Source organism: Acinetobacter tandoii (assembly GCF_008867985.1).
GTDB lineage: Bacteria > Pseudomonadota > Gammaproteobacteria > Pseudomonadales > Moraxellaceae > Acinetobacter > Acinetobacter tandoii.
This window is the reverse complement of the sequence record NZ_VXLD01000004.1, coordinates 203,956-227,523: the sequence shown is the minus strand read 5'-3', so window position 1 is coordinate 227,523 and position 23,568 is coordinate 203,956. Positions and strand designations below refer to the sequence as shown.

The following is a 23,568-nucleotide window of genomic DNA, read 5'->3' as shown; positions in this document are numbered from 1 at the left end:
AGGTTCCAGCTGAATGTTCGTCGTGTGAAGTCTTGAGTTATGTTAGAGTGTGCAAATAAAATTTATATTGAAGAATATGAATGATTTTAGGGGTCAGACGCAACAGCGCTGAAGGAAATTTCGGAAAATTAGAGCATTACAATGCCTGCATATCAATTTACCGCCATTGATGCTTTAGGGAAGCAGCAAAAAGGCGTGCTAGAAGGTGATTCGGCACGACAAATACGTCAGCAACTACGTGAGAAATCACTCATCCCGATTAGTGTCGATCCTGTAGAACACAAAACCAAACAGCAGGGATCACGCTGGTTTCAAAAAAAGATTACCGCCTATGATTTAGCGCTGTTTACCCGTCAATTGTCGGTGTTGGTCGCTGCGGCGATTCCTCTAGAGGAAGCTTTGCGAGCGGTTGCCAAACAAAGTGAAAAAGCCCATGTGCAACAATTAATTGTGTCGGTTCGTTCCAAAGTTTTGGAAGGGCACTCTTTAGCCAATGCCTTGCAGCAATCAGGGCGTTTTCCCGAACTTTACCGCGCAACAATTGCGGCAGGTGAGCGTTCTGGACATCTGGATTTGATTTTGGAGCAATTGGCAGATTACACCGAGAATCGCTTTGCCATGCAAAAGAAAATTCAAGGTGCCATGATCTACCCAATTATTTTAATGTTGATGTCTTTTGCGATTGTGATGGGGCTAATGACCTATGTGGTTCCTGATATTGTCAAAACCTTCGATCAAAATAAAGATGCTTTGCCTTGGATTACAGTTGCTTTGATGAAAGCCAGTGCCTTTATTCGCGTGGCTTGGCCTTTTTTAGTGATTGCAACGGTAGTGGCAATCGTATTTCTGTTACGGTTTTTAAAGAGTACCGCAGGACATTATGCTTTTGATCGTTTAACACTCAAATTGCCATTATTTGGTAAGTTATCGCGTGGTATTAATTCTGCACGTCTTGCGAGTACTTTATCTATTTTGACCAAGTCAGGTGTACCGCTGGTAGATGCATTGCGTATTGGTGCTGCGGTCAGCAGTAACTGGGTGATTCGTGATTCGGTGGATTTGGCGGCTGAAAAAGTCACGGAAGGAGGCAACTTGGCCACTCAACTGGAGCGCAGTGGTTATTTCCCTCCGATGATGGTACAAATGATCAAAAGTGGTGAAGCCTCAGGTGAGTTAGATCGCATGTTGGAGCGCGCATCTACAATGCAAGATCGAGAAGTCACAACCCTAATTTCGACTTTATTGGCGTTACTTGAGCCGTTAATGTTAGTGCTCATGGCCAGTATCGTCTTGGTGATTGTGATTGCAGTGATGCTGCCGATCGTTAATATGAACAATATGATTTAAAGAATATAAAGATTGAAAAGTGAGTGGTTGAATGCAAGTGAATAAATATCAAACCAAACAATCCGGTTTTACTTTAATTGAAGTGATGGTAGTGATTGTGATTTTAGGGGTGCTGGCTGCGCTGATTGTACCGAATGTCATGGGACGTGGTGAGAAAGCCAAAGTGGACACTACGGTGATTACCTTAAAAGGGGTTGCGGGTGCACTGGATCAATATAAATTAGACAACGGTAAATACCCATCAATGCAAGATGGCGGTTTAGATGCATTAGTGAACCAACCCGCATCGGCAAAGAACTGGATGCAAGGGGGCTATGTTAAAGGCGGCTATCCAAAAGACAGTTGGGAAAATGATATTCAGTATATTATTCCTGGTGCTGAAGGTCGCGCTTTTGATTTATATTCATTTGGTGCCGATGGTAAAGAAGGTGGTGAAGGGACTGACGCTGATATTTATTATCAACCTTAATCAATATCACCTGAATTAATCGATGTAAATTATCACTTTATTTTATTGAATGACTCAATTAAAAATAAAGTGATAATCTTTCTTATTCATTTGTTTTAATATAAATATTTGAATTTTAATAATTAAATATAATAAATGGTTTTTGAGAGTTATAATAAGAATTATTCTTAACCGTAATGTTTACAAAAATTGTCAAGTATATTGATAAATAAACTTTTTATTTAAAAAAAACCTAGGATAATGATTTTAAGAACAAAAATGTGATGGGGGAATAGAATGAAAGCATTCGTTTTATCAGATGAAATCACCCAATTTCATTGGGCGATGCTGAAATCTATTCTATTGATTTTAACAGTATTGCCGATGATGCATGGGGCAGTGACTTTATGGCAAGGTGCCGAAGGCAGTAGCCAGATTATGATTGGCTTTTTTACCTTGAGTGTTATGAGTGCTTGGTTAGTGGTATGTTTTATGACTGCACTAAAAGCAACTGTCTGGCAGTCTCAAAGTCTCCATTCTGTCGTTGAGCAGAAAATCTTTCAGGCCTATCGTTATGTGCCGATGCTGTTTTTATCTAGCTTGATCGCTTATTTCGCGACTCAGTTTGCTTCAATCTTTTAATTAATTCTAGATTCCTGCGGTTTGATTCAACATCAGAATAAAAAAGGGAGATTTCAAAATCTCCCTTTTTTATTAGCGTCTGCTTTTAAATGAAACATCAACTTTTCGTGGGCGGAAGAACCAACCCATAATTAAAAGTAGTGCTGAAAATCCGAGGATTGGCCAGTCACTCAGACGAGTGTACAGTGTTTGACCCTGCATTGCAGGTAAATCACCCCGCAGTACTGCTTTTTGATCAATCGGCGCTTGGCGCACAATATGTCCTTGATGATCAATAAAGGCAGTAACACCAGTATTGGTGGCACGTATAAACCAACGACCATTCTCTTTGGCACGCATTTGTACCATTTGTAAATGTTGCCAAGGGCCTGCCGTACCTGTAAACCACGCATCATTCGAAACGGTCACAAGGAAGTCACTGTTGCTGGCATTCCGTCGCGTCAGATTCGGATAAGCCACTTCATAGCAAATTGCTGCTGCTAAATTATGCTGTTTGATATGTAGGGGTTGCTGATCGGATGCACCACGTGAAAAACCACTCATTGCAGGGTCATTTTGTAATGCAGGCAATACCCAACTCAGCATACCTGATAAGGGAATATATTCGCCAAACGGTACTAGACGTTGTTTTTTATACAATCCTTCGGATTGGCTGCCTAAAGCTATGATGCTGTTATAGAACATCGGGCTACCTTGCTGTTGAGATGCTTTTAAATCCCAATAGGGAATTCCTGTGACCCATCCCGTTCCCGTTTTTTGAGCTTGGACTTTCATGGCATCTAAAAATGGCTGAATGTCGGTTTGGAACATTGGAATGGAAGATTCAGGCCAAACGATTAAATCACGTCCCCATTCACTACGACTGAGTTCAGCATAAATCATTAAGGTTTGGGTTTGATATTCGGTCAGCCATTTCAAGTCTTGCGGAATATTGCCCTGAATCAGAGAAACCGAAAGTGGTTTTTCATTTTTAGGTTGAACAAACTGAAGTTGTGCAGCCCCCCAAGCTCCGAGCAGTAAAATCAGGGAAGGAACCAACCAGAATAGACGTTTGTTGAGGATTTCTACAATCGCGCAGGCCAAAAGGATGACGACGAAAGACACCCCGAATACACCAAATAGTGGAGCATAGCCGTCGAGGAAACGTTCGGTAAATGCGTAGCCGACAAACAACCAAGGGAAACCAGTAAATACCCATGTTTTCGCCCATTCAAAAAACACCCAAAGCGGGGCAAAAGTTAGAGGTGTTTCTGGGAAAAAACGACGGTAAATCCAAGTTTGTAGTGCAGTAAACAGCCCCATGACCAGTGCCATAATAGCAATCATGAGTACACTGAGCACGGCACTGGTATCGCCGTAGACGTGAATCGAGGTATAGAGCCAAAAAGCACCGACAAACCACAGTCCGAAGCCGTACCCCCAGCCAATCAAGAATGCTTGTTTGGCTGAACGCTGGCGTAAGCAGGCGTAGAGTAAGGCAGGGGAAAGTAGAGCAATCCACCAATAATAGTAAGGTGCCAAGGAAAAACTCAACATGGCACCCGAGCAAAGGGAAATAATAAAAGGTAAAATCATGGGTAGCTGTTTTTGTTGTTGTGAAGACTTCAACAGCGCATGAAAGTATGTTCTCATTTAAGGACAGCTCGAATCAGATGAATAGTACGTGCATCTGCTTCTACAATGGTAAATTCCCAATCTCCAATTTCAATCACTTGACCTTGTAAATCGCTCACTAAACCAATTTCTTGAAGCAACAAACCGCCCATAGTTTCTACTTCATCATCAGGAAAATCAGCATCTAAAAGATTGTTAAAGTGTTCAATTGGTGTAAGTGCTTGAACTAACCAAGTATTGGCCGTTTTTGGGTCATCATCAGGCACAATATAGGAAGCTTCTTCATCCACTTTGTCGTGTTCATCCTCAATTTCACCGACAATCTCTTCCAGAATATCTTCGAGGGTAACTAGACCAGATGTCGTGCCATATTCGTCAATCACCACAGCAATATGGGTCTGGGTGTTTTTCAACATACGTAATACTTGGTCAGAGCGAGCACTTTCTGGCACAAACAAAGGCTGACGCATGAGCATGCGAATATCGACTTTGCTGGCTTTTTCGGTCAAGAAAGGCAATAAATCTTTCGCCAATAAAATACCAACTACGTTATCGGGGTGATCTGATGAAAAAACAGGAAAGCGCGAGTGTGCTGATTCAATCAAGACATGCAAAATATCGAGTAATTCATCATCTTCTTGCAGGCTAATCATGGCTGTGCGCGGTGTCATGACTTCGCGGATTTTTGTCGCTGGAAGATCGAATACGCCTTCAAGCATCGCAACCGTATCTGGCTCTAAAAAACGACGTGAATCTTGTACGAGTTTGAGCAATTCGTCGCGAGTTTCTGGTGCAATTCCTAACCATTTTCTTAAGCCACGCATACCCCACGACGGGCTTGATTCATCGTGCATGATCTTTCCTAAAGATGCTAAATATCAAAAAATTATTTTCATCATACCTTAGAAAATGCAGATGTCTATGCAAAAAGTACAGCAAAATATGAATGTTATCGTCATCTTTTACTGAATTAAATAGACCTAAACTTTAAACGTCACACGTTTGCTTGCTCAACAGATAAGCAGGGTAAGTGCTGCTGTGTCATTTCGAGTTTATGTTAGAATAACGCTGAAAATGTATGAAGAGTTCCTTGATGTCTGAATCCTCTGTAACCCCGACCCTGCAATTAAATACCCGTGGATTACGTTGCCCTGAACCAGTAATGATGTTGCATCAAGCTATCCGTAAATCTAAATCTGGAGATGTGGTTGAGGTCTTCGCAACAGACAATTCAACTTCGTGGGATATTCCTAAATTTTGTATGCATTTAGGCCATGAGTTGTTGTTGCAAGAAGAACGCTTAGATGAAAATGGTAATAAAGAATTTCATTACTTGGTGAAAAAGGGCTAAAGCAAATGTCTTAAGCTTTAGTACATGGGTTTGAGTCGAATAACAACTAAAACAATTAATACAGCTCATTTTAGGACATAAAGATGAAAAGTATTCCTCTATGCTTAGGGTTTGCTATTTTTGCCTTATTCGGTTCAACTGCATGGGCAAAACCCTGTGAAATTCCAGTACAAACCATGAATGTTGCGGGTTTAAAGGTCGGGCAGAGTATCCGAGAGTTTCAAAAGCTTCACCCTACAGCGAAATCTGTGGTTTTAGGGGGAGATAATTACCAGTTAGAGTTTACTGATGGGACTGACGCTCAGATTAAAAAAACAGGTGTGAGTTCAGTTCAACATATTCGTTATGATCCAGATACTAAAGTCATCACTTCATTCAGTTTAAGTTTTCTGGATGGTCCTATGGCAAGTTATGAGACGGATTTGGATCTTTTTAAAAGCAGAATTCTTAAAAAATTTAAAGTTGCCCAGAAAGGTTGGGTGCAAGAGAAGAATAAATACACCTATCAATGTGATGATTATCGAATAGAGATTCATCAGGACTACGGTGCCGAGCATACAGCGATTGGACCAACAGTCATGGTGTTTGGTCAAAAATCGACGATGTTTTAATAAAAAACTCCCCTCAAATTGAAGGGAGTTTTGATGAAGAAATTATTTTGATTGAACAGCAGTGTCGAGACGAGCTCGACACTTTTTACTGATCTTACATATTAGGGTAGTTTGGACCACCGCCACCTTCTGGTGTTACCCATGTAATGTTCTGTGATGGATCTTTAATGTCACAGGTCTTACAGTGAACACAGTTCGCTGCGTTAATCTGGAAGCGTTTTGAACCATCATCATTTTCCATGATTTCATAAACACCCGCAGGGCAGTAGCGCTGTGCAGGCTCATCCCATTTTGGTAAGTTCACGTTCACTGGAATTGAAGCATCAGTGAGTTTCAAATGTGCAGGTTGGTTTTCTTCATGCACGGTGTTCGAAACAAAAACAGAAGACAAACGGTCAAAGGTCAATTTACCATCTGGTTTTGGATAGTTTGGTTTAAATGTTGCTGCATCTACTGTTTTTAATGCACTAAAGTCAGGCACAAGGTCATGTAGTGTAAACGGCACTTTAAACACGTTCTGGTCGATGAAATTGAATGCACCACCCATCCATTGACCGAATTTGTGCATCGCAGGGCCAAAGTTGCGGGCGTTATATAACTCTTCTTTTAACCAACTGTTGTTGAATTTTTCAGTATAAGCCGTGAGTTCTTTCGCGAAGAAGTCTTCACCTTCGGTTACACGGGCAATCGCCAGATCACCACCTTTTTCAACACCAGCTTGAATCGCTTCAAATACAGCTTCACCACACAACATGCCAGATTTCATGGCGGTGTGAGAGCCTTTGATTTTCGCGAAGTTCAGGAAGCCTGCATCATCACCAATTAAAGAACCACCAGGGAAAGTGAATTTAGGCAGTGAGTTGAAACCACCTTTAACCACGGCACGCGCACCATAAGAAATGCGCTTGCCACCTTCCAAATACTGTTTCACCAGCGGGTGAGTTTTCCAGCGTTGCATTTCTGCAAATGGGTACATGTGTGGGTTTTCATAAGATAAATCCACGATCATACCCAAAGTCACTTGGTTGTTTTCAGCATGGTATAACCACCAACCGCCAGAAGAACCTGTTTCGCTTAAAGGCCAACCAGCACCGTGCATCACCAAACCTGGTTTGTGTTTTGCAGGATCGATTTCCCAAAGTTCTTTAATCCCGATACCATAGTGCTGTGGGTCTGCATCTTTGTCCAAATTGAATTTGGCAATCAGACGCTTACCTAAATGACCACGACAACCTTCTGCAAAAATGGTGTATTTGGCATGCAATTCATAACCTGGGGTGAAGTTATGCGTAGGTTCGCCATCTTTACCAATCCCCATGTCACCTGTTTGAATCCCTTTTACAGTACCATCTTCATGGTAAAGTACTTCGGCTGCAGCAAAGCCTGGGAAAATCGAAACTTCAAGCTCTTCCGCTTTTTGACCTAACCAACGTACCACGTTACCTAACGAAATCACGTAGTTGCCATCATTGTGCATGGTTTTAGGCACCATCCAATGCGGTGCTTCCTGTGCTTTTTCAGGCGACATCAAGAAATAGGTTTTATCTTCCGTTACAGGAACATTTAAAGGCGCACCTTCTTCTTTCCAGTTTGGGAATAATTCGTTAATCGCACGTGGTTCTAGTACAGCGCCAGAAAGAATATGTGCACCGACTTCGGAGCCCTTTTCTACCACACAAACGGATAAATCAGATAAATTGTTTTCAATCGCAAGTTGACGAATTTTGATCGCAGCAGAAAGACCTGCAGGGCCTGCGCCTACGATAACGACGTCAAACTCCATCGATTCACGTTCGATGTGTTCCATGTAGGACTCCTCATATTACTTAAAGGTGGCAACTGTATGACTCTTTACAGTGCTGCCATGAGTGTTCTTAAATAGTCGGCACAAATGGATTATCATGCCTTTTATATTGTGGGCTAGTATAGTTTTAAACCGTGGTCTAGCCAATTGGCTGAATCATAATATTTTTACGTCATGTAGGCATTAATTCATGGTAAATCAAACTAATTCCAACAATGCGACGAATAATACAGCGAAAAATGATGATAAAAACATAATGAGTATTGCACAATACTTAAAAAGTGCACAGAGCGGTCACAAAAGGTCAATTCCCCCTATGGCGCAATGGCAGCCAAAGCATTGTGGCAAAATGGATTTGAAGGTTTTGGCTAACGGAGAATGGTGGCACGAAGGTCAATTGATTAAGCGCCAGTCCTTATTAGACCTGTTTTCAAGTGTGCTTTGGAAAGAAGAAGGACGGTTTTATTTAAGGACACCTGTAGAGCAAATTGAAATCGAGGTTGAAGATGAACCTCTGTTCGTCAATCAAGTTGACTCTACGGTCATTGCAGACAAAAAATATATTCAATTCACCACAACCAATGCTGATCTAATTATTGTGGATGCTGAACATTCAATTTTTATGCGTGAATTTGCTGGAGAGTTACGTCCTTATGTGCATGTGCGCTTTGGAATAAATGCCTTAATTCAGCGTTCCGCTTTTTTTCATCTCATTGAAATGGGCGAGTTGGTTGAAAATAAGCAAGGCGATACCATTTTAAGCCTACAAAGTGGTGATTTTCACTTGCAATTGGGCACCTGAGGTTTAAGCTTTATTCATTCTGATCTTTCATCGTCAATAGTGTGTTATGACAGCCATTCATCCGATTTACCCCTTAGTTGATCCCATGCCTAAAGCGCAATCGGATGCACCCATTGGAATTTTTGATTCAGGTATTGGCGGGTTATCAGTGGCGCAGGAAATTGCACATTATTTGCCGAATGAACGCATCGTTTATTTTGCAGATACAGCGAATGTGCCTTATGGTCCACGTGAGGATCAGGAAATTCGTGAACTGACGGCACGAGCGATAGAGTGGTTATACCGACAAGGCTGTAAAGTCGCTGTGGTTGCATGTAATACAGCCTCAGCTTTTAGTCTGGATTATTTACGTGAACATTACGGAGAAAATTTCCCGATTATTGGCTTAGTGCCTGCGTTAAAGCCAGCCGTACTGCAAAGTCAAAGCAAAACGGTTGCAGTATTAGCAACACCTGCGACATTTCGTGGCAAGTTGATTAATGAAGTGGTACAGCGTTTTGCTATTCCTTCTCAGGTGAATGTTTTAGCAGTGACGTGTTTGGACTTGGTGCCTTTTGTCGAAAGTGGTCAGCAAATGAGTACAGCCTGCCTAGATACCTTAAAACGCATTTTACAACCCGTAGTCGATCAGGGTGCGGACTATTTGGTGCTAGGATGTACGCATTATCCGTTCTTAAAACCTGCAATTGAATCAATTTTTGGGCAAAAAATGACATTAATTGACTCTGGATATGCCGTTGCTCGTCAAACTTCCCGTATTTTGTTAAAAAATGAGTTATTATTTGAACAGAGACGGAAGGATGGTTTACCACGGATAGCATGTTATGTCAGTGGAAATAATGCCAAGCATTTAGAATCGATTGTGCAACATCTCATTCCACCTGATTTGAGTTGGAGTATTGCGAATATTGTCATGAAATAAATGCAGAACAATAATCCGTCTTAAAACTTGAGTATCAATATTAAAAATTGGGGTTGTCATACTGTAAGACTTTGATTGCGGTATGCAAAAGAAAAGGTGAGGATAACCAATGATCGATAAGCGTTATCAGATATTTATTTCGACCTCTGGAGCAGATATGCAGCCAGAGCGCATGATTTTGTCTCAAACCTTAGTGGGCATGGGATTTTTTTCGTGGGGACTGGAACAAAGAACACCATTAAGCACCGCTTTTGCACGCCGCCAAATTGATGATTGTGACTATGTGATTATACTTTTGGGTAGCCAATATGGCGAACAGTCGGTTTCTGGTGTGGGTTATATGCATCTGGAATATATTTATGCTGTGACCAAGCAAAAACCCATTATCGTATTTATGCATGAAGATCCTGCCTCACGTGATCCTGCCTTACATGACCAGAAACCAGAGCTGAAAGAAAAATTTAGCGAGTTTCGGAAACTGTTACAGCAAGAAGTTGATCAGGTTTTTACCTACCGAACCTTGCGTGATTTAGAAATGGCTGTGCGTTTAAATATGACGCAAATGTTGGAGCGTTATCCAACTACAGGTTGGGTGCGACCTCAAAATGCACAAAAGTTACATGATGAAATTGACCGTTTGAAGGCTAAAATTAATCAGCTAGAACAAGATTTAGGCACACGTGAAATCGACCCATTTTTAACCTTACCGAAAGTGGCAATGAATGAAGCCTTTGGTTTTGAATATCGTGTACATGCTTATCAGGATGGTAATTTTAAAGAACTGAAGATTCAGAAGACTTTAACTTGGTCGCAGCTCTTGGCGGTATTGGGCAGTACTTTTTTAAATCCAACACCCGAAGAATATTTTTCTAAACGCATGAATGAATATTTAAATGAAATTGGATTGGCCGATGCGCGCATCGAAATGCCTCGGGCACATGCGGTTGCTCGTGCACAAATCAATATTCGCGCCTTACACAATATTAAAATGCAGATGCGTCAAAATGAATGGATTAGTCCTGCTGGGCGGGATGACCGTCAACGCATGTTATGGAAATTAACCCAGAAAGGGCATAATTTACTCGAAAGTCATTTGCTTTCGGATAATCGTGTTTCTCTATAGAGCGAATTGTATTTATTCATATTTCATTTCATTAAAAACTTGTTAAAGTGAGTGGGTTAAATTGGAAATAAAGGTCAACTCATGCCTGCGGAAAAAGCAAAAATCACCGTTATTTTAGCCAATTTAGGCACGCCCGATGCACCCACTGCACCTGCGGTCAGAAAGTTTTTAAAACAGTTTCTTTCTGATCAACGTGTCATTGAAATTCCAAAGCCATTATGGCAAATCATTTTACGTTTATTTATTTTACCGTTTCGTCCGAAACGTGTTGCGCATGCTTATGCCAGTGTATGGTCAGTAGATTCTCCCATGCGTGAAATTTTATTGGCGCAGGTGGAGCAAGTTCGAGCAGCTTTAACAAAAGCGTATCCAGAGTTTGAGTTAAACGTGGTTCCTGCCATGACCTATGGTCAACCTGGAATGAGTACAGTTCTTGAGCAAATGACTCAAAATCCGCAAGATCATATTCTTTTACTGCCACTTTTTCCGCAGTATTCAGCGACTTCGACAGCCCCTTTATATGATCTATTGGCACAGTGGATGCAAAAGCAGCGTAATTTGCCTGGACTTTCGATTGTCCGTGATTATTATCAGCATCCTTTGTATATTCAGTCTTTGGCCCAGAGTGTAAAAGAGTATTGGGCGGAACATGGTCGCGCGGAAAAGCTTTTGATGTCATTTCATGGCATTCCACAGCCTTATGCTGATAAGGGAGATCCTTATGCAGACCGTTGTCGTAAAACAGCTCAATTGTTGGCTCAAGCTCTGGATTTAAATGATGAAGAATGGGCCATTAGCTTCCAGTCACGTTTTGGTAAGCAGGAATGGGTCAAGCCTTATACGGACCAATTATTGCAAGATTGGGCAGTACAAGGGATTAAGTCGGTTCAAATCATGAGTCCTGCATTTTCTGCTGATTGTTTAGAAACTTTAGAAGAACTTGCTATTCAGAATGCCGAATTATTTTTATCATCGGGCGGTGAGCAATATGTGTATATTCCTGCCTTGAATGCACGTGAAGACCATCTGCAATTGCTCTTGTGCTTATTGCAAGCTAATCTTGATGGTTTGAAACAAACATTAGCATCTGCCTAAGAGAGACCAGCGACTATGCTTCAAGTGAAAATTGTACCTGTAACTGCATTTCAGCAGAACTGTTCTATTGTTTGGGATTCTGAAAGTAAAGAAGCAGTACTGATTGATGCAGGGGGTGAGCCTGAGAAATTACAGGCTGAAGTTGAAGCATTGGGGTTAACGGTAAAAGCACTGTGGTTAACGCATGGGCATTTAGACCATGCAGGTGCAGTAGGTACTTTAAGTCGCATTTGGAATATCCCCGTCATTGGCCCACATAAGGAAGATCAATTTTGGCTGGATATGCTGCAAGAGGTATCCGAGCGTTATGGCTTTCCAATCCCAGAAAAAGTTCAAGTGACGCAGTGGCTTGAAGGTGGTGAAACATTACACTTAGGTGAACAAAGCTTTGAAGTCCGTTTTGCACCTGGTCATACACCAGGGCATGTCATGTTCTATAACGCAGACTATGGTTTGTTATGGACTGGAGATGTGCTGTTCAAAGGTTCAATTGGGCGTACCGATTTTCCTCGCGGGAATCATCAACAATTGATCGACTCAATTCAGCGTGAATGTTTTAGCTTACCTGATGAAACGCAATTTATTTCTGGACATGGACCACTCAGCACAATCGGTTTCGAAAAACAGCACAATCCTTTTGTGGCCAGTAAAGCGGGTTAGTTCTGTGTCAGAGGACGAGTCGCAAAGTAAACAGAAAACAAGCGTAAAATGAAATGTTGTTGAATGGTCTATAAATCAAATTTTTTTTTGATAAAGAATGGGAGCGTTGGACTCCCATTTTTTATGTGTCAATCCAATTGCTGAATATTAGTTTCTGAAAGGATCTGCTCTGTGTTGTTTTTTCTCAAGCCCAAGTAAAAGTGTAGCCACCGCCAATAGAATACCTACACCCATGATCATCATGTCGTGAGTGAATAGACTCAGAGTAACAGCGCATAAGGTTAAAACAATCAGCAGATAGAAAGAGAACTTTAGAACTAATTCTTTCATAGGAGATTCCATGTATTGGCATAAAGGTACGCATTTAACAATTTGTTACTTGATGCGTAAGATTTTATGCATTATATGGAGGTTTTTATTAAAATCTACATAAATGTTGAAAAAATGATAACTGGTTTAGGTTTTTATGGAGAAGTGCTATGGAGATATAGTATTTGTCGAAAACATTTGTTGGTTAATTTCTTCAGTAAAGTCAATTTTTTCTGTTCCTACTGAGTCCTTAAAATAAAGGTCGATCAAAAAATTGAAAAACAACGGTCTAACATTTATGAGATGTAGGCAGTGACTTATGTTTAGTTTTGAATCGTCCGACCTTTACAAATGTGGATTATTTTCGGAATGGGTTTGCCAAAAATTGCTTACTTTCTAAACCTAATAATACCGCTGCAATTGCTAATAAAACTCCAATTCCGGCGAACATCAGATCCTGAGCATAAACGGCCAAAATAAAACTACAGAAAGTGAGGGCAATAGAAAGGTAGAAGAATATTTTTAAGATTAATTCTTTCATGGGAAATTCTCAAAATAGAACACAGCACAATAAAATCAAAGAATAGAATGATTCTCATTAGATATATTATGGTGCCCAAAAGTCATCTGTGCAAATAATAATCATGTATAAAATAATTAATGATTTGTATGTCGATATGATGAATTGTAAAAGTAAAGCGCTATTCTTCTGAATTTTCTGCTTGAGGCGCATCTTGCGTAGGAAGTTTGTATTCATCATTTGCCCAAGCACCTAAATCGATCAATTTACAACGCTCAGAGCAAAATGGTCGATATGGATTGCCTTCCCAAGTTGAAGGTTTGCCACAACGTGGGCAAGCAAAGGTCTTCGGCATAAGAGGCTCCTGATAGCGGGGAAGATATTTGGTCAAAGCTTGGTGCAGTGTTAGACTTGCGCAGATTTTATTTAGTTTGATCTGATTATGCCGATTCGTCAATTTCAAGCACAGCACATGCATGCTCCTCGTGATTTTATTATGATCGATTCAGCCCCGATTTGTGTGGAAATTGGTGCGGGTAAAGGCAAGCATGCTTTGTTGTTTACTCGTGAGCATCCAGAAAGCAAGTTAATTGCCATAGAACGAACCCGCGAGAAGTTTGTGGCGATGCAAAAACAGCATCAATTAGAAGGGCAAACAAATTTACAAACTGTGCATGCTGATGCTTTGCCGTGGATTGTCCATGCTTTGGCACCTCAACAAGTTCAGCAGTTTTTCATTTTATATCCGAATCCAGAGCCACATAATCCTGCGCAGCGCTGGTTGAACATGCCATTCTTCGAGTTTTTATTGTCTAGATTGCAAGTCGGTGGTCAGATTACGCTAGCCAGTAATATTCCAGAATACATCGCCGAAGCAGAACAACAACTACAAGAGATTTGGAAGCTACCTTATGTAAAAGAGGTAATTGCTTCTGATTCAGCACGTACTCATTTTGAGATTAAATATTTGGAGCGTGGAGAATTATGTCAGCAATTACTGATTCAAAAACCTGAGAATTACACCACGCGCTTTGATGATTTTCAGGCATTGGCAGGGGTAAATATACCTAAATCGGATTCTGCACAAAGCGATGCATAAGCCATGAAAAAAAGAATTGCGATTATCGGTGCAGGTCCTGCGGGTTTAATGGCTGCCGAGGTGTTAAGCCAGTGGGATTATGATGTACATGTATATGAACAGAAACCGTCTGCTGCGCGCAAGTTTTTAATGGCAGGGAAGACGGGGCTAAATATTTCACATGCTGAACCATTTGAGCAATTTATTCAGCGTTATGATCGGGCCGATTGGCTGGCAGACTGGATCCGCCGTTGGGATGCGACATGGATTCAAAATTGGATGCGGGGCTTGGGTATTGAATCTTATGTGGGATCGTCAGGGCGTATTTTCCCCGTCGAGATGAAAGCCGCACCATTACTCCGCGCGTGGCTCAAACGTTTAACTGAGCAGGGCATACAATTTCATTATCGACATGCATGCTTAGGGATTCAGGCCAATACTGTAAAAATTCAAGATTTAGTTCAGCAACGCGAATTTAGTGAAGACTTTGATGCCATTGTACTGGCGTGTGGTGCAGTTTCTTGGCCACAATTGGGCAGTGATGGTCAGTGGCAACAATGGTTAGACGCAGACCAATTAAATCCATTTCAAGCCAGTAACGCTGGGATTGAACGGGAATGGTCTACCTTTATGCAAGCAGTATTTGGGCAACCGCTAAAGCGAGTTGTGGCTTGGGTTGATGTAAAGGAAAAGAGTCAGGGCGATATTGTGATCACTCATTATGGCTTGGAAAGTGGTTTGATTTATAAATTGGGGCGAGCTTTAAGACAACAGTCAGAAATGCAGCTAATGCTCGATTTGTTGCCTGAGCTGAGCCATGCGCAATTGGTACAAAAATTACAACCGAGCAAGAAACAGTCTTTGAATAATTTATGGCGTAAAGCGGGTCTAGATGCAGCAAAAGCCAGTTTGGTTCGTGAGTTGATACCGAAAGCAGATTGGCATGACCCTGAAAAATTGGCACAGCAAATTAAACAATTGCGAATTGAATTAAAAGGTTTTCGCCCAATCGAAGAAGCGATTAGTTGTGCTGGTGGCGTGAAACGAGAGGTCTTAACGGCTCATTTGCAGTTGCAGCAACAGCCACAGATTTTTTGTTGTGGTGAGATGCTAGATTGGGATGCACCCACAGGGGGCTATCTTTTAACCGCATGTTTTGCGACGGGGCGTGCTGCGGGTGAAGGGGTGCATGAATATTTGATTTCACGCTAAAAAGCGGTGTAAAGCCAAAGTTAGACATGCTAGTTTAAAACTCTTTCATTCAGAGGGCTGAACTGATGTCACAACAATACTATGCGGGAAGCTGTTTATGTGGTGCACTTCGTTATGAAGTGCGGGGTGAAATTGGTGATGTTGTGCAGTGTCACTGCCAGCGTTGTCGTAAAGCCAATGGTACGGCTTTTGCCACCAATGCCCCGATTAAGAAAACAGATTTTCATATCGTGCAAGGTGAGCAATTCCTGAAAGCTTACCAGTCCACTGAGACCACGCAGCGTTGTTTTTGTAGTGAATGCGGTTCGCCGATTATGAGTATTAAAACGGATACACCAGAGTATTATCGGTTACGCCTTGGCACTTTAGATACCACGTTAACGCAAAAACCGACCATGCATATTTTTGTTGACTCTAAAGCAGAATGGGACAGCATACAGGATGGGTTGCCACAATACAGTGAACGTCCTTAAGTTCATTTGTAAGGCTATAAAAAACCAGATGGCAATAGGATTGCATCTGGTTTTTTAGTTTAAAGCCTTCACTTTCTGGGTGATGAGTTTGTATTAAGACTTACTTTTCTCAGCAGGTTCATATTGTGCCTCCCAATGATCCAGTTGTTCTTGCGCATGTAAGAATTCACCCAAGCCTTTAATATTGTCGGGTGTTGAGTTAGGAATATCTTGCGAAGCTTTACTGTTTTGATTTAATAACTTGGCTTGGTTTTCCCAATATTGCGCCATTAATCCCTGAATATAGCGACCTTGTTCGGTTTTTAAATCTAGTGCTTTCAACATGGTTAGAGCGGATTGGATATTGTCTTGTTTACGACTACGGGCAAATTCATCGGTGAGGCTGCCATTGTCGCGCATTTTAATCAGTTCATCTTCCATTTCATCACTCATCTCGCTAAAACGACGGTCATAGTCGACCAAAAGCGTAATGTCGTGTTGATCATTGGCAGTTTTTGGAAATTCTTTGACTGGTGAAGACTCCAGTTCCTGCATCATCCGATCTTGAGAGGGATCAGGAGCATCGACTTCGTTGTTTTTACTACAGCCAGTAAACAGCAGCGAGCTGCAGAGTAGCGGCAGTAAATAAGCTTTAAAGTTATGCATCGTGGTTATCCTAAAGAATATTTATGTTGTTTTCTTAAAATTATACGCGTAGGTCACATAAGGGAAAGCAATTTCGTCATGTGCTGCTTTACCTGTGTAATCGGCAACAATCTGTTCAAACTGCATTTTTAACTGCTGTTGTTGCTTTGCTGGCATTGCGGCAACAAAACTGGTGGAGAGTAAGCGCTTGGACACCACTTCATCGACACGCCCTATTTGCACATGTGTGAAGGTCTTGATCTGATCCAGTTCAAATAAAAATTGCTGTTCAAACACCTGTTGCCATTGTCCGCTATGAAATCGTGGGGTATCACCTTCGAGGGGTTCGAGCACATCTGCCAATGCTTTGACCCAATCCACCTGAATATCACGTTGATTCCAGACCAAACCCAGTTGCCCATGAGGTTTTAAGATTTGATGGATTTCGTTCAGGCTTTCAATATTGGCAAACCAGTGGAAAGATTGGGCACAAATCACGGCATCAATACTTTCCGAGGCTAGCGATAACCGATCACTACTGGCTTGTAGGGTAGAAATTTGTGGATAGGCTTGCTGTAATTGTGTCAGCATTTCTGTAATCGGCTCAACGGCAATGATATGAGATGTTACCTGTTGCAGATAAGGAAGAAATTTCCCTGTGCCCGAGCCTAAATCGACCACTGTCGATTGCGCATCTAAATTTAATTGTTGTTGTAACCACGTCACGATCTGCTGTGGATAATTTGGACGAACCTGTTGATAAAGTTCAGCGGCAGAACTGAAGCCTTGTTGTGCGGCAGGATGAAGTGATTGTGTCATATTTTGCGCTTTTTTATCTGCTGAGCATCTATAAAATAACATAGTCCTTGTTACGTGAAATAAGCAAGCTTCGACAGGACATGTTTTTCTTATACATACATCGGTTCAAGCTTACGTTAAAATGCTGCCACGGCGATGTAATGCTGTAGTTTTAAATTGTTGTTGATTGTGATTGAGATGACATCGACACATTCTCCTACATAGACAGCGTGATAGGCTGCTGATCTATGAATTTTATTGATACAAAAAATTAGGGCCGATTTGTTTCGGTGTGGACATGGATAAACACATTATTTTTGAAGACGAACAAATTCGCGCTATTTTTTTAAAAGGTTCGTCTGACGAGTTAGTTTTTTCTTTTGGTGACTTAATTACTCGCGCTAAAGGACTTGCAATCAACGCAGAAAAATCATTAGCCAAATTTGAGTTTAATGTGATTGGCATTATGCCCAAAGAAAAATCATGGTTTCCTGCGGAGTCCATGCACAACTTGTTCAAAGCCATTGAAGACTTGATTGCACCCTTTCAAAAACGCATTGGTTATGGCGGTTCAATGGGTGGTTATGCCGCGATTAAATACTCAAAGTTATTGGGTTTAAGCCGTGTGGTATCTTTAGTTCCGCAGTTTTCAATTGACCCAGAAGTGGTGGAAGACAGTCGATATAACATGTTTTACCATGCTGAACTCAATGCGAATATGCAGGTACAAACGCAGGATATTGCGGCGAACTGTGAATACATCGTGGTCTATGACCCTTATTGTGCTGAAGACCGCGCGCATTTTGTTAAATTGGAACAGGTTATCCCAGACATTAAAGTGTTGAACTTGCCCTTTACAGGACATGATGCGATTGCGGTATTGGCAAGCTCGGAGCTGCTTAAAGATTTTTTAACCCGCGAATTTGACAGTGTTTATTTCTATCAAAAAATTCGCCAAGTGAAAAAAGGCAGTAAGTTTTATTACCGTAAGGTAATTGAAACCCTATTGCCGCATCATCGTCGTTCACTAGGGAAAATTCTCAGAAACAATGACATGCAGTTGGATAGTCAGTTTTTTGATGCCAAATTGAAACAAAGCATTATCCGTCAGTTACTCAGTAATCGTCAGGTCAGTGAACAAGACTTGTTGAAATTGGGCATTCAGGTGAATTTGCCACAGGAAAGTAACAGTCAGTTGCTCGACAGTTTTGGGCATGGTCTGGTGTTTAACGTGATTACCCAAAAAATTGAAAGTTATGCGCAAAATGCGATTAACCTCAACCATAAATTCCTGATTCCGATTTTTGCCAAAGGCACGGGACTTGTACAGATTAGCCTGAACGATGAACGCTATGTGATTGCCATGAATGACCGTCATGTGATGAAACTGTTCAAAGAACAGGATGAATTGTCTGCGGGAATGCACCCGTTGGTGTTAAAAAAATATAGTGACTATTACTTGCTCAGCTATAAGCAGTTTAACCTGAGCAGTGATGAATACGGCGGCAATGACTTTATCGAAGATACGCCTGAAACCGCCAAGTTTATGACGCAACCAGAAGAATCTGAGGAAGCAGAATAAGCTTAAGAATTAAGTGAATCTTATTCGATGTGTATCGCTTGATTTTTAACTAAATTGGTTTAAGATCGAAAGAGTGGATAAAAAATATCCACTCTTTTAAATATCTCACTTAAGGTCAGGTTGTATGAATAGGATATTTATACCTGCTGTACTTTTGTCTATCACACTGATTCTCAGTTTGATTTATCTCATCAATCAAGGTCTTGATTTGGCAGCCATCATTTTTGCTAGTGGTGTACTGGTGGTGCTAATGTTGGCGAGTTATGTCTATCAACAAATTCGGCTTTCTGTACGTGAGTGTATAAAAGAATCCACAAAATAGTGGATTTTTCTTTTTCTATACATGTATTGAACCGAAACCCGCTTTGGCTTTTAATGAACTGCATACAGATGATGAAAAAAATCAGCAGGAGCACCGAATGAAAGCGGTATTTTTAGATGTGGAATCTTTAGATCAACATGATCTGGATTTGAGCCCCTTAACTACTGCTTTTGATGCACTGAGCTTATATTCAGCTACGAGTAGCGATCAGGTACTGCAACGCGTGCAAGATGCTGATGTCATTATCACCAATAAAGTACAAATTTCCGCGCAAGTGATGCAGCAATGCCCGCAGTTAAAGCTGATTTTAATTTCAGCCACAGGCACGAATAATGTCGACTTGGTGCAAGCTAAAGCACAAGGCATTGTGGTGAGTAATTGTCAAGGTTATGGCACTTCGGCGGTGGCACAACACACCTTGGCTTTGATGTTGGCATTGGCAACCTCATTATTAAAATACGACTATGCGGTGAAGCAGGGCGTATGGAATAACGCCAAACAGTTCTGCTTGTTGGATTTCCCTATTGTTGAGTTGGCGGGTAAAACATTGGGTATCATCGGCTATGGTGAGTTGGGGCAGGCCGTGGCCAAACTGGCACAAGCCTTTGACATGCGTGTCTTGATTGCAACGTTGCCAGACCGTCCACAGCGTGAAGGTCGTTTGCCCTTGGCAGAATTATTGCCACAGGTTGATTTTCTCACGTTACATTGTCCACTAACCGATTCTACCCGTAACTTAATCAGTACGGATGAGTTTGAACTGATGAAAGCCAGCGTCTTTCTGATTAACTGCGCACGTGGTGGGATTGTTGATGAAGCTGCTTTGGCACAGGCTTTGCGTGAAGGGTGTATTGCAGGTGCTGCGACCGATGTATTAACAGTAGAGCCACCGAAAGATGGCAATGTATTACTGGCAGCAGATATTCCAAATTTAATTATCACGCCACATAGTGCGTGGGGCAGTGTCGATGCACGACAGCGTATAGTGCAGCAGATGGTAGAAAATGTGACTGCCTTTCAGCAAGGACAGCCGATTCGCCAAGTCGCCTAACTAAAGACGAAAAAAGCGCAGTCTTTAGGCTGTGCTTTTATGGTTTTAAAAATAGTGTGATTTAGTTGAGCTGTTCATTCTGAGCAGGAGTAGTGCTAGATTGGCTCAATGGGTGCGATTCAATAGGTGCAGGTGGACTATTAGGATCACCTAAAACACTTGCTTTGGCTTGCTTCCATTTTCTATTGACCGTAGCTGCGGCTTTCTGAGAATTTTCTTTGGCAATTTCTGTCTGTTCTTCGCTATAAGTTTTGGTTTCATGCCAAGTTTCAGCCACTTTCGGTTTGACTTTGGCAATGCCTTTTTGCGTGCCACGATCTACTGCATTGGCAGCATCTTGAGCAGTATCTAAGGTTTTTTGTCCTAAAACTTCAAAAATGTTCGGGTTATCTCGGTAGCCTTTTTTCTTGCTGCTTTCTGCGGCATGGGCAGATAGAGCCATAGCCATGAACATCGTACTGGAAATTAAAACTGCTTTCATCAACTGCATGCACATCGTCCTCTATTGCTGTTCACTATTTTGTAGAAAGCACGCTGTAGGCTGACATGCTTTCTATAGTGTCACTCTCGATGGGATACTTCATCTTCTGCTGTATCCCATCGGACGTCAAGAATTTTCATTGAATGCCCAAGTACTGCTTGGTTTAAAAATGTGTCTACACCAATCGATTGGTAGCATTATTGTGCTGTGTTTACTGCTGTTTGTGATGAAACCCCAAGCTGAGTTTTGGCAACAGGGGTATGTACACCCACCTGTGCGTTCACATCTGCCTGTGCAGTTGTATGGAGTGCAGTTTTGGTTTTGTTCCAAGTTTGTTGAGTCGTTGCTTTGCCTTGACTCATTTTTTGCTCCAAATAGGCTTGGGTTCTCTCGGCTTTTTCCGCACTGGAGTCTTTAGCTTTAGTTGCAGTTTGATTTACATTTTGCGTTTGTTCTGCACTGAACTGTTTAGTGTTATTCCATACTGCTTTACTGGTAGATTTAGTTTTTTGAGCACCATTTTCAACGCCTTGACCGACACGTTCAGATGCTGTGCTGAGTCCATGTCCAACATTTTCTGTTGCTGTGTTTAAACCATTGCCGACTTTCTTGGCAGAAGTTGTTACACCTTCATGAATGCTGTGTAATACACTGTGAGTATTGCTTTGAGTTTCAACAGAGGCATTGACCTGCCCATTCACTGCGACATTCGCAAAGACTGAAGCAGAAGCAAAAAAAGCAGTACTCATGAATGCTGTTTTTATCATGTTCATGTTGGATTTTCCTCTATCATTGCACCCGTTATTGGGATGGGGATGTGTGAGGCATCATAAACAGATTCAATATGTATTTTGGCGTTTGAGATGAAACTTACACAGTTCAATACAGCAGCTTAACACTCGCTACAAGATTGTAGAGATACACGCTTGCTATAGGATGTTGATGTATCTGAATACTACCATTTGTTGATATCAGCAAAGTTATGTAAGTGCGGGGGAGTTGTAGAAAATGAATTTATGGTTTTGAATTTTAAGGATGATTAAAAAGCTTTGCGTCATATGGACGCAAAGCCGCTATGTTGCTTAATTACATTGTGCAACGGCATCTTTAGCGAAGTTTTTACGTAATTTAATAAAGTTTTGTTGTACTTGGGCATTGTTCAGGTCGAAATTGCTGGCTTGACTGGTGCCATCTTTCGCGAAGGTTGCTGTACCACCTGTAATGAGGGTATTGCCTCTAAAAGACCATTGCTCGACGACTTTGTTGCCGTCTAAATTCCCTGTAAATTCGATGATGCATTTGTCTACAAATTTGGTCAGTTTGGCTTTATTGTTTGTTGTATCTGGATATACATCTAAGTTTTGAACTTCTTGCAGTACACCTGTTTCCAGTTGTGGAATTTTAGGAGATGAAGTACATGCTGTGAGTGCTGCGCAAGTGAAGCCCGTAAGTAAAAGTGTTTTTAATTTCATATTAACGTTCTTTCTTGTTGAGTGTTGTTAGCTTGAGTATAGGGAATTGATGTTATGTTGCAAATACTCATCTCGAAGTATCGTGAAATTAATGCTACATAAGTAATAATTTGAAGAATGAGTTTTTCAGTGTTTTAACTTTTAGCAGATAGAGTTTAAGATGGATTGTAGTTTGAGTGAAAATAATACTTAATTTTATATAGGTTAATAATGAAGACAATTTACCTAGAAACGAATTACTTAACACTTTCTAAGTTAAATGAATTTAATAATATTCTTAATACAAATTTGTATGAAGAAAAAATATGTATTGATTTAAATGGTATCGGTTTTTGTGATCCACAGACAATCTTGTGCTTAGCTGTAATGCTGCGTGATTTTGATATGAAAAGAGGCCAGTTACACACAGATATTTCGATTCGACAAAATAATAATGTTATTGGCTATTTGGCGCATATCGGGTTCTTTGATTTTATTGGTGCAAATTTTGGAAATAAAATTGGAGAAGTCTCTGTGGGTGAGAGCTATATTCCGATCAGAGCAATTAATAAAATTGAATTATTACGTGAAAGTAATGAAACAGGAAAATCTTTACAAGATTTAGTTCAAGAGGAAGCTTCTTATTTAGCAAGAATTCTTGTTGGAAGCAACTGGAATGAGCAGATATATCTTACGATTGCATATTCTGTCCGAGAAGCAATTAGAAATGCTTTAGAGCATTCAGAAAAGGATATTTGCTTTGTATGTGGCCAGAGGTGGACGAACAATCGTGCTCAAATAGCTGTGATTGATGAAGGAATTGGCATTTATCAATCATTGGTAAATGCTGAAATAAACGTATCAGATGAAAATTTTTTACAAATTGCCCTTCAAGCTGGATTATCCAGAACTCTTAATATAGAAGAAAGCTTAAATATTCATGGCAATTCAGGCTTTGGATTATATGTTCTATATCATTTAGCTAAAAACTATGGAAGGATGACTATTTCGAGTTCGGGAAAAACACTAATTGCAAAAAGAGCAAAAAATGGTATTGAAGAAAGAGATTCAAGCTTCATTGGGACTTGTATTTCTATAGAGTTTTCAATGTATCCTCATGATGTGGCGGATGTAATTAGTATGATTGCCGATTCTGGAGAAGAAGAAGCAAAAGAAGCTGGTAGGCAAGTTAAAGCATCAAGTCGGAGTCGCTCAGTAAAAATATAAAAAACCGCTCTAAAGCGGGTA

The 23,568-nt window shown here is 40.9% G+C and carries 28 protein-coding genes; 17 read left to right on the top strand and 11 right to left on the bottom strand.

Annotated elements, in window-relative coordinates; genetic code table 11:
• Positions 1–141 precede the first annotated feature (141 nt).
• The 3 genes from gspF to F4W09_RS08655 all read left to right on the top strand — a co-directional run bounded on the left by gspF (position 142) and on the right by F4W09_RS08655 (position 2,437).
• On the top strand, positions 142–1,347 hold the full coding sequence (gene gspF / locus F4W09_RS08665) for a type II secretion system inner membrane protein GspF (protein WP_016168364.1): 1,206 nt from the start codon (positions 142–144) through the stop codon (positions 1,345–1,347).
• A 31-nt stretch (positions 1,348–1,378) separates the two neighbouring features.
• Positions 1,379–1,816: a type II secretion system major pseudopilin GspG gene (gene gspG / locus F4W09_RS08660; RefSeq protein ID WP_016168363.1), complete on the top strand. Its 438-nt coding sequence runs from the start codon at positions 1,379–1,381 to the stop codon at positions 1,814–1,816.
• A 276-nt stretch (positions 1,817–2,092) separates the two neighbouring features.
• On the top strand, positions 2,093–2,437 hold the full coding sequence (locus F4W09_RS08655; protein WP_016168362.1) for a hypothetical protein: 345 nt from the start codon (positions 2,093–2,095) through the stop codon (positions 2,435–2,437).
• A gap of 72 nt (positions 2,438–2,509) precedes the next feature.
• On the opposite strand, the gene lnt is transcribed toward F4W09_RS08655, so the two are convergent.
• Positions 2,510–4,069 (bottom strand): apolipoprotein N-acyltransferase, encoded by a 1,560-nt coding sequence (gene lnt / locus F4W09_RS08650; protein ID WP_016168361.1) that lies wholly within the window; start codon positions 4,067–4,069, stop codon positions 2,510–2,512.
• Positions 4,066–4,905 carry a CorC family transporter gene (locus F4W09_RS08645; RefSeq protein ID WP_016168360.1) on the bottom strand — a complete coding sequence of 280 codons (840 nt, stop codon included), beginning with the start codon at positions 4,903–4,905 and terminating at the stop codon, positions 4,066–4,068. The genes lnt and F4W09_RS08645 overlap by 4 nt, the downstream gene beginning before the upstream one ends.
• Positions 4,906–5,144: 239 nt before the next feature.
• On the opposite strand from F4W09_RS08645, the gene tusA reads away from it, so the two are divergent.
• A complete protein-coding gene (tusA, locus tag F4W09_RS08640) occupies positions 5,145–5,402 on the top strand; it encodes a sulfurtransferase TusA (protein ID WP_016168359.1) in 258 nt (85 codons plus the stop codon).
• An 83-nt stretch (positions 5,403–5,485) separates the two neighbouring features.
• Positions 5,486–6,013, top strand: a complete 528-nt coding sequence (locus tag F4W09_RS08635; RefSeq protein ID WP_016168358.1) for a hypothetical protein — start codon at positions 5,486–5,488, stop codon at positions 6,011–6,013.
• Positions 6,014–6,107: 94 nt separating this feature from the next.
• On the opposite strand, the gene F4W09_RS08630 is transcribed toward F4W09_RS08635, so the two are convergent.
• Entirely contained in the window at positions 6,108–7,820 is a 1,713-nt protein-coding gene (locus F4W09_RS08630; RefSeq protein WP_016168357.1) for an electron transfer flavoprotein-ubiquinone oxidoreductase, read from the bottom strand.
• A 187-nt stretch (positions 7,821–8,007) separates the two neighbouring features.
• On the opposite strand from F4W09_RS08630, the gene F4W09_RS08625 reads away from it, so the two are divergent.
• The 5 genes from F4W09_RS08625 (at position 8,008) to F4W09_RS08605 (ending at position 12,419) form a co-directional block, all read left to right on the top strand.
• Positions 8,008–8,619 carry a DUF1285 domain-containing protein gene (locus F4W09_RS08625; RefSeq protein WP_016168356.1) on the top strand — a complete coding sequence of 204 codons (612 nt, stop codon included), beginning with the start codon at positions 8,008–8,010 and terminating at the stop codon, positions 8,617–8,619.
• 46 nt (positions 8,620–8,665) lie between these two features.
• Positions 8,666–9,541 (top strand): glutamate racemase, encoded by an 876-nt coding sequence (gene murI / locus F4W09_RS08620; RefSeq protein WP_016168355.1) that lies wholly within the window; start codon positions 8,666–8,668, stop codon positions 9,539–9,541.
• 109 nt (positions 9,542–9,650) lie between these two features.
• Positions 9,651–10,664, top strand: coding sequence for a DUF4062 domain-containing protein (locus F4W09_RS08615; protein ID WP_016168354.1), 1,014 nt, complete (start codon positions 9,651–9,653; stop codon positions 10,662–10,664).
• 81 nt (positions 10,665–10,745) lie between these two features.
• The gene (gene hemH / locus F4W09_RS08610) at positions 10,746–11,759 is read left to right on the top strand and encodes a ferrochelatase (protein WP_016168353.1); all 1,014 of its coding nucleotides are present in this window, start codon (positions 10,746–10,748) and stop codon (positions 11,757–11,759) included.
• A 15-nt stretch (positions 11,760–11,774) separates the two neighbouring features.
• Complete coding sequence (locus F4W09_RS08605; RefSeq protein ID WP_016168352.1) at positions 11,775–12,419, top strand: MBL fold metallo-hydrolase; 645 nt, start codon at positions 11,775–11,777, stop codon at positions 12,417–12,419.
• A 147-nt stretch (positions 12,420–12,566) separates the two neighbouring features.
• Here the strand turns inward: F4W09_RS08605 and F4W09_RS08600 are convergent, their stop codons facing one another.
• The 3 genes from F4W09_RS08600 to F4W09_RS08590 all read right to left on the bottom strand — a co-directional run bounded on the left by F4W09_RS08600 (position 12,567) and on the right by F4W09_RS08590 (position 13,603).
• The gene (locus F4W09_RS08600) at positions 12,567–12,749 is read right to left on the bottom strand and encodes a hypothetical protein (protein WP_016168351.1); all 183 of its coding nucleotides are present in this window, start codon (positions 12,747–12,749) and stop codon (positions 12,567–12,569) included.
• Positions 12,750–13,086: 337 nt separating this feature from the next.
• On the bottom strand, positions 13,087–13,269 hold the full coding sequence (locus F4W09_RS08595) for a hypothetical protein (RefSeq protein ID WP_016168350.1): 183 nt from the start codon (positions 13,267–13,269) through the stop codon (positions 13,087–13,089).
• Positions 13,270–13,429: 160 nt separating this feature from the next.
• The gene (locus F4W09_RS08590; RefSeq protein ID WP_016168349.1) at positions 13,430–13,603 is read right to left on the bottom strand and encodes a DNA gyrase inhibitor YacG; all 174 of its coding nucleotides are present in this window, start codon (positions 13,601–13,603) and stop codon (positions 13,430–13,432) included.
• An 81-nt stretch (positions 13,604–13,684) separates the two neighbouring features.
• Here F4W09_RS08590 and F4W09_RS08585 point away from each other — a divergent pair, with 81 nt between their 5' ends.
• The 3 genes from F4W09_RS08585 to F4W09_RS08575 all read left to right on the top strand — a co-directional run bounded on the left by F4W09_RS08585 (position 13,685) and on the right by F4W09_RS08575 (position 16,011).
• Positions 13,685–14,347 (top strand): class I SAM-dependent methyltransferase, encoded by a 663-nt coding sequence (locus F4W09_RS08585; RefSeq protein ID WP_171069606.1) that lies wholly within the window; start codon positions 13,685–13,687, stop codon positions 14,345–14,347.
• A gap of 3 nt (positions 14,348–14,350) precedes the next feature.
• On the top strand, positions 14,351–15,538 hold the full coding sequence (locus F4W09_RS08580) for a TIGR03862 family flavoprotein (protein ID WP_151504571.1): 1,188 nt from the start codon (positions 14,351–14,353) through the stop codon (positions 15,536–15,538).
• 65 nt (positions 15,539–15,603) lie between these two features.
• Positions 15,604–16,011 carry a GFA family protein gene (locus F4W09_RS08575; protein WP_016168346.1) on the top strand — a complete coding sequence of 136 codons (408 nt, stop codon included), beginning with the start codon at positions 15,604–15,606 and terminating at the stop codon, positions 16,009–16,011.
• Between the two features lie 93 nt (positions 16,012–16,104).
• On the opposite strand, the gene F4W09_RS08570 is transcribed toward F4W09_RS08575, so the two are convergent.
• Both F4W09_RS08570 and F4W09_RS08565 read right to left on the bottom strand, forming a co-directional pair.
• Entirely contained in the window at positions 16,105–16,656 is a 552-nt protein-coding gene (locus F4W09_RS08570) for a hypothetical protein (RefSeq protein WP_016168345.1), read from the bottom strand.
• 21 nt (positions 16,657–16,677) lie between these two features.
• Positions 16,678–17,454 (bottom strand): class I SAM-dependent methyltransferase, encoded by a 777-nt coding sequence (locus F4W09_RS08565; RefSeq protein WP_026440897.1) that lies wholly within the window; start codon positions 17,452–17,454, stop codon positions 16,678–16,680.
• Between the two features lie 277 nt (positions 17,455–17,731).
• On the opposite strand from F4W09_RS08565, the gene F4W09_RS08560 reads away from it, so the two are divergent.
• From F4W09_RS08560 to F4W09_RS08550, 3 genes are all read left to right on the top strand, one after another.
• Entirely contained in the window at positions 17,732–19,015 is a 1,284-nt protein-coding gene (locus F4W09_RS08560) for a hypothetical protein (RefSeq protein ID WP_016168343.1), read from the top strand.
• A gap of 124 nt (positions 19,016–19,139) precedes the next feature.
• Entirely contained in the window at positions 19,140–19,337 is a 198-nt protein-coding gene (locus F4W09_RS08555) for a hypothetical protein (RefSeq protein ID WP_016168342.1), read from the top strand.
• 97 nt (positions 19,338–19,434) lie between these two features.
• The gene (locus tag F4W09_RS08550; protein ID WP_016168341.1) at positions 19,435–20,388 is read left to right on the top strand and encodes a 2-hydroxyacid dehydrogenase; all 954 of its coding nucleotides are present in this window, start codon (positions 19,435–19,437) and stop codon (positions 20,386–20,388) included.
• Between the two features lie 61 nt (positions 20,389–20,449).
• Here the strand turns inward: F4W09_RS08550 and F4W09_RS08545 are convergent, their stop codons facing one another.
• The 3 genes from F4W09_RS08545 to F4W09_RS08535 form a co-directional block, all read right to left on the bottom strand.
• On the bottom strand, positions 20,450–20,878 hold the full coding sequence (locus tag F4W09_RS08545) for a hypothetical protein (RefSeq protein WP_016168340.1): 429 nt from the start codon (positions 20,876–20,878) through the stop codon (positions 20,450–20,452).
• 188 nt (positions 20,879–21,066) lie between these two features.
• A complete protein-coding gene (locus F4W09_RS08540) occupies positions 21,067–21,642 on the bottom strand; it encodes a hypothetical protein (protein WP_016168339.1) in 576 nt (191 codons plus the stop codon).
• A gap of 309 nt (positions 21,643–21,951) precedes the next feature.
• Positions 21,952–22,341, bottom strand: coding sequence for a hypothetical protein (locus tag F4W09_RS08535; protein WP_016168338.1), 390 nt, complete (start codon positions 22,339–22,341; stop codon positions 21,952–21,954).
• 210 nt (positions 22,342–22,551) lie between these two features.
• On the opposite strand from F4W09_RS08535, the gene F4W09_RS08530 reads away from it, so the two are divergent.
• Positions 22,552–23,547 carry an ATP-binding protein gene (locus F4W09_RS08530; RefSeq protein WP_016168337.1) on the top strand — a complete coding sequence of 332 codons (996 nt, stop codon included), beginning with the start codon at positions 22,552–22,554 and terminating at the stop codon, positions 23,545–23,547.
• The last annotated feature ends 21 nt before the right edge of the window (positions 23,548–23,568 follow it).

Bases quoted from the DNA above. Each gene is read 5' to 3' on its own strand.
- F4W09_RS08575 (WP_016168346.1), top strand. From the start codon at position 15,604: ATGTCACAACAATACTATGCGGGAAGCTGTTTATGTGGTGCACTTCGT.
- F4W09_RS08545 (WP_016168340.1), bottom strand. From the start codon at position 20,878: ATGCAGTTGATGAAAGCAGTTTTAATTTCCAGTACGATGTTCATGGCT.
- F4W09_RS08630 (WP_016168357.1), bottom strand. From the start codon at position 7,820: ATGGAACACATCGAACGTGAATCGATGGAGTTTGACGTCGTTATCGTA.
- F4W09_RS08530 (WP_016168337.1), top strand. From the start codon at position 22,552: ATGAAGACAATTTACCTAGAAACGAATTACTTAACACTTTCTAAGTTA.
- F4W09_RS08635 (WP_016168358.1), top strand. From the start codon at position 5,486: ATGAAAAGTATTCCTCTATGCTTAGGGTTTGCTATTTTTGCCTTATTC.
- F4W09_RS08625 (WP_016168356.1), top strand. From the start codon at position 8,008: ATGGTAAATCAAACTAATTCCAACAATGCGACGAATAATACAGCGAAA.
- hemH (WP_016168353.1), top strand. From the start codon at position 10,746: ATGCCTGCGGAAAAAGCAAAAATCACCGTTATTTTAGCCAATTTAGGC.
- F4W09_RS08595 (WP_016168350.1), bottom strand. From the start codon at position 13,269: ATGAAAGAATTAATCTTAAAAATATTCTTCTACCTTTCTATTGCCCTC.
- F4W09_RS08555 (WP_016168342.1), top strand. From the start codon at position 19,140: ATGAATAGGATATTTATACCTGCTGTACTTTTGTCTATCACACTGATT.
- F4W09_RS08550 (WP_016168341.1), top strand. From the start codon at position 19,435: ATGAAAGCGGTATTTTTAGATGTGGAATCTTTAGATCAACATGATCTG.
- F4W09_RS08580 (WP_151504571.1), top strand. From the start codon at position 14,351: ATGAAAAAAAGAATTGCGATTATCGGTGCAGGTCCTGCGGGTTTAATG.
- F4W09_RS08655 (WP_016168362.1), top strand. From the start codon at position 2,093: ATGAAAGCATTCGTTTTATCAGATGAAATCACCCAATTTCATTGGGCG.
- F4W09_RS08565 (WP_026440897.1), bottom strand. From the start codon at position 17,454: ATGACACAATCACTTCATCCTGCCGCACAACAAGGCTTCAGTTCTGCC.
- F4W09_RS08600 (WP_016168351.1), bottom strand. From the start codon at position 12,749: ATGAAAGAATTAGTTCTAAAGTTCTCTTTCTATCTGCTGATTGTTTTA.
- F4W09_RS08590 (WP_016168349.1), bottom strand. From the start codon at position 13,603: ATGCCGAAGACCTTTGCTTGCCCACGTTGTGGCAAACCTTCAACTTGG.
- F4W09_RS08560 (WP_016168343.1), top strand. From the start codon at position 17,732: ATGGATAAACACATTATTTTTGAAGACGAACAAATTCGCGCTATTTTT.
- murI (WP_016168355.1), top strand. From the start codon at position 8,666: ATGACAGCCATTCATCCGATTTACCCCTTAGTTGATCCCATGCCTAAA.
- F4W09_RS08535 (WP_016168338.1), bottom strand. From the start codon at position 22,341: ATGAAATTAAAAACACTTTTACTTACGGGCTTCACTTGCGCAGCACTC.
- F4W09_RS08615 (WP_016168354.1), top strand. From the start codon at position 9,651: ATGATCGATAAGCGTTATCAGATATTTATTTCGACCTCTGGAGCAGAT.
- F4W09_RS08645 (WP_016168360.1), bottom strand. From the start codon at position 4,905: ATGCACGATGAATCAAGCCCGTCGTGGGGTATGCGTGGCTTAAGAAAA.
- F4W09_RS08540 (WP_016168339.1), bottom strand. From the start codon at position 21,642: ATGAACATGATAAAAACAGCATTCATGAGTACTGCTTTTTTTGCTTCT.
- F4W09_RS08570 (WP_016168345.1), bottom strand. From the start codon at position 16,656: ATGCATAACTTTAAAGCTTATTTACTGCCGCTACTCTGCAGCTCGCTG.
- lnt (WP_016168361.1), bottom strand. From the start codon at position 4,069: ATGAGAACATACTTTCATGCGCTGTTGAAGTCTTCACAACAACAAAAA.
- gspG (WP_016168363.1), top strand. From the start codon at position 1,379: ATGCAAGTGAATAAATATCAAACCAAACAATCCGGTTTTACTTTAATT.
- gspF (WP_016168364.1), top strand. From the start codon at position 142: ATGCCTGCATATCAATTTACCGCCATTGATGCTTTAGGGAAGCAGCAA.
- F4W09_RS08605 (WP_016168352.1), top strand. From the start codon at position 11,775: ATGCTTCAAGTGAAAATTGTACCTGTAACTGCATTTCAGCAGAACTGT.
- tusA (WP_016168359.1), top strand. From the start codon at position 5,145: ATGTCTGAATCCTCTGTAACCCCGACCCTGCAATTAAATACCCGTGGA.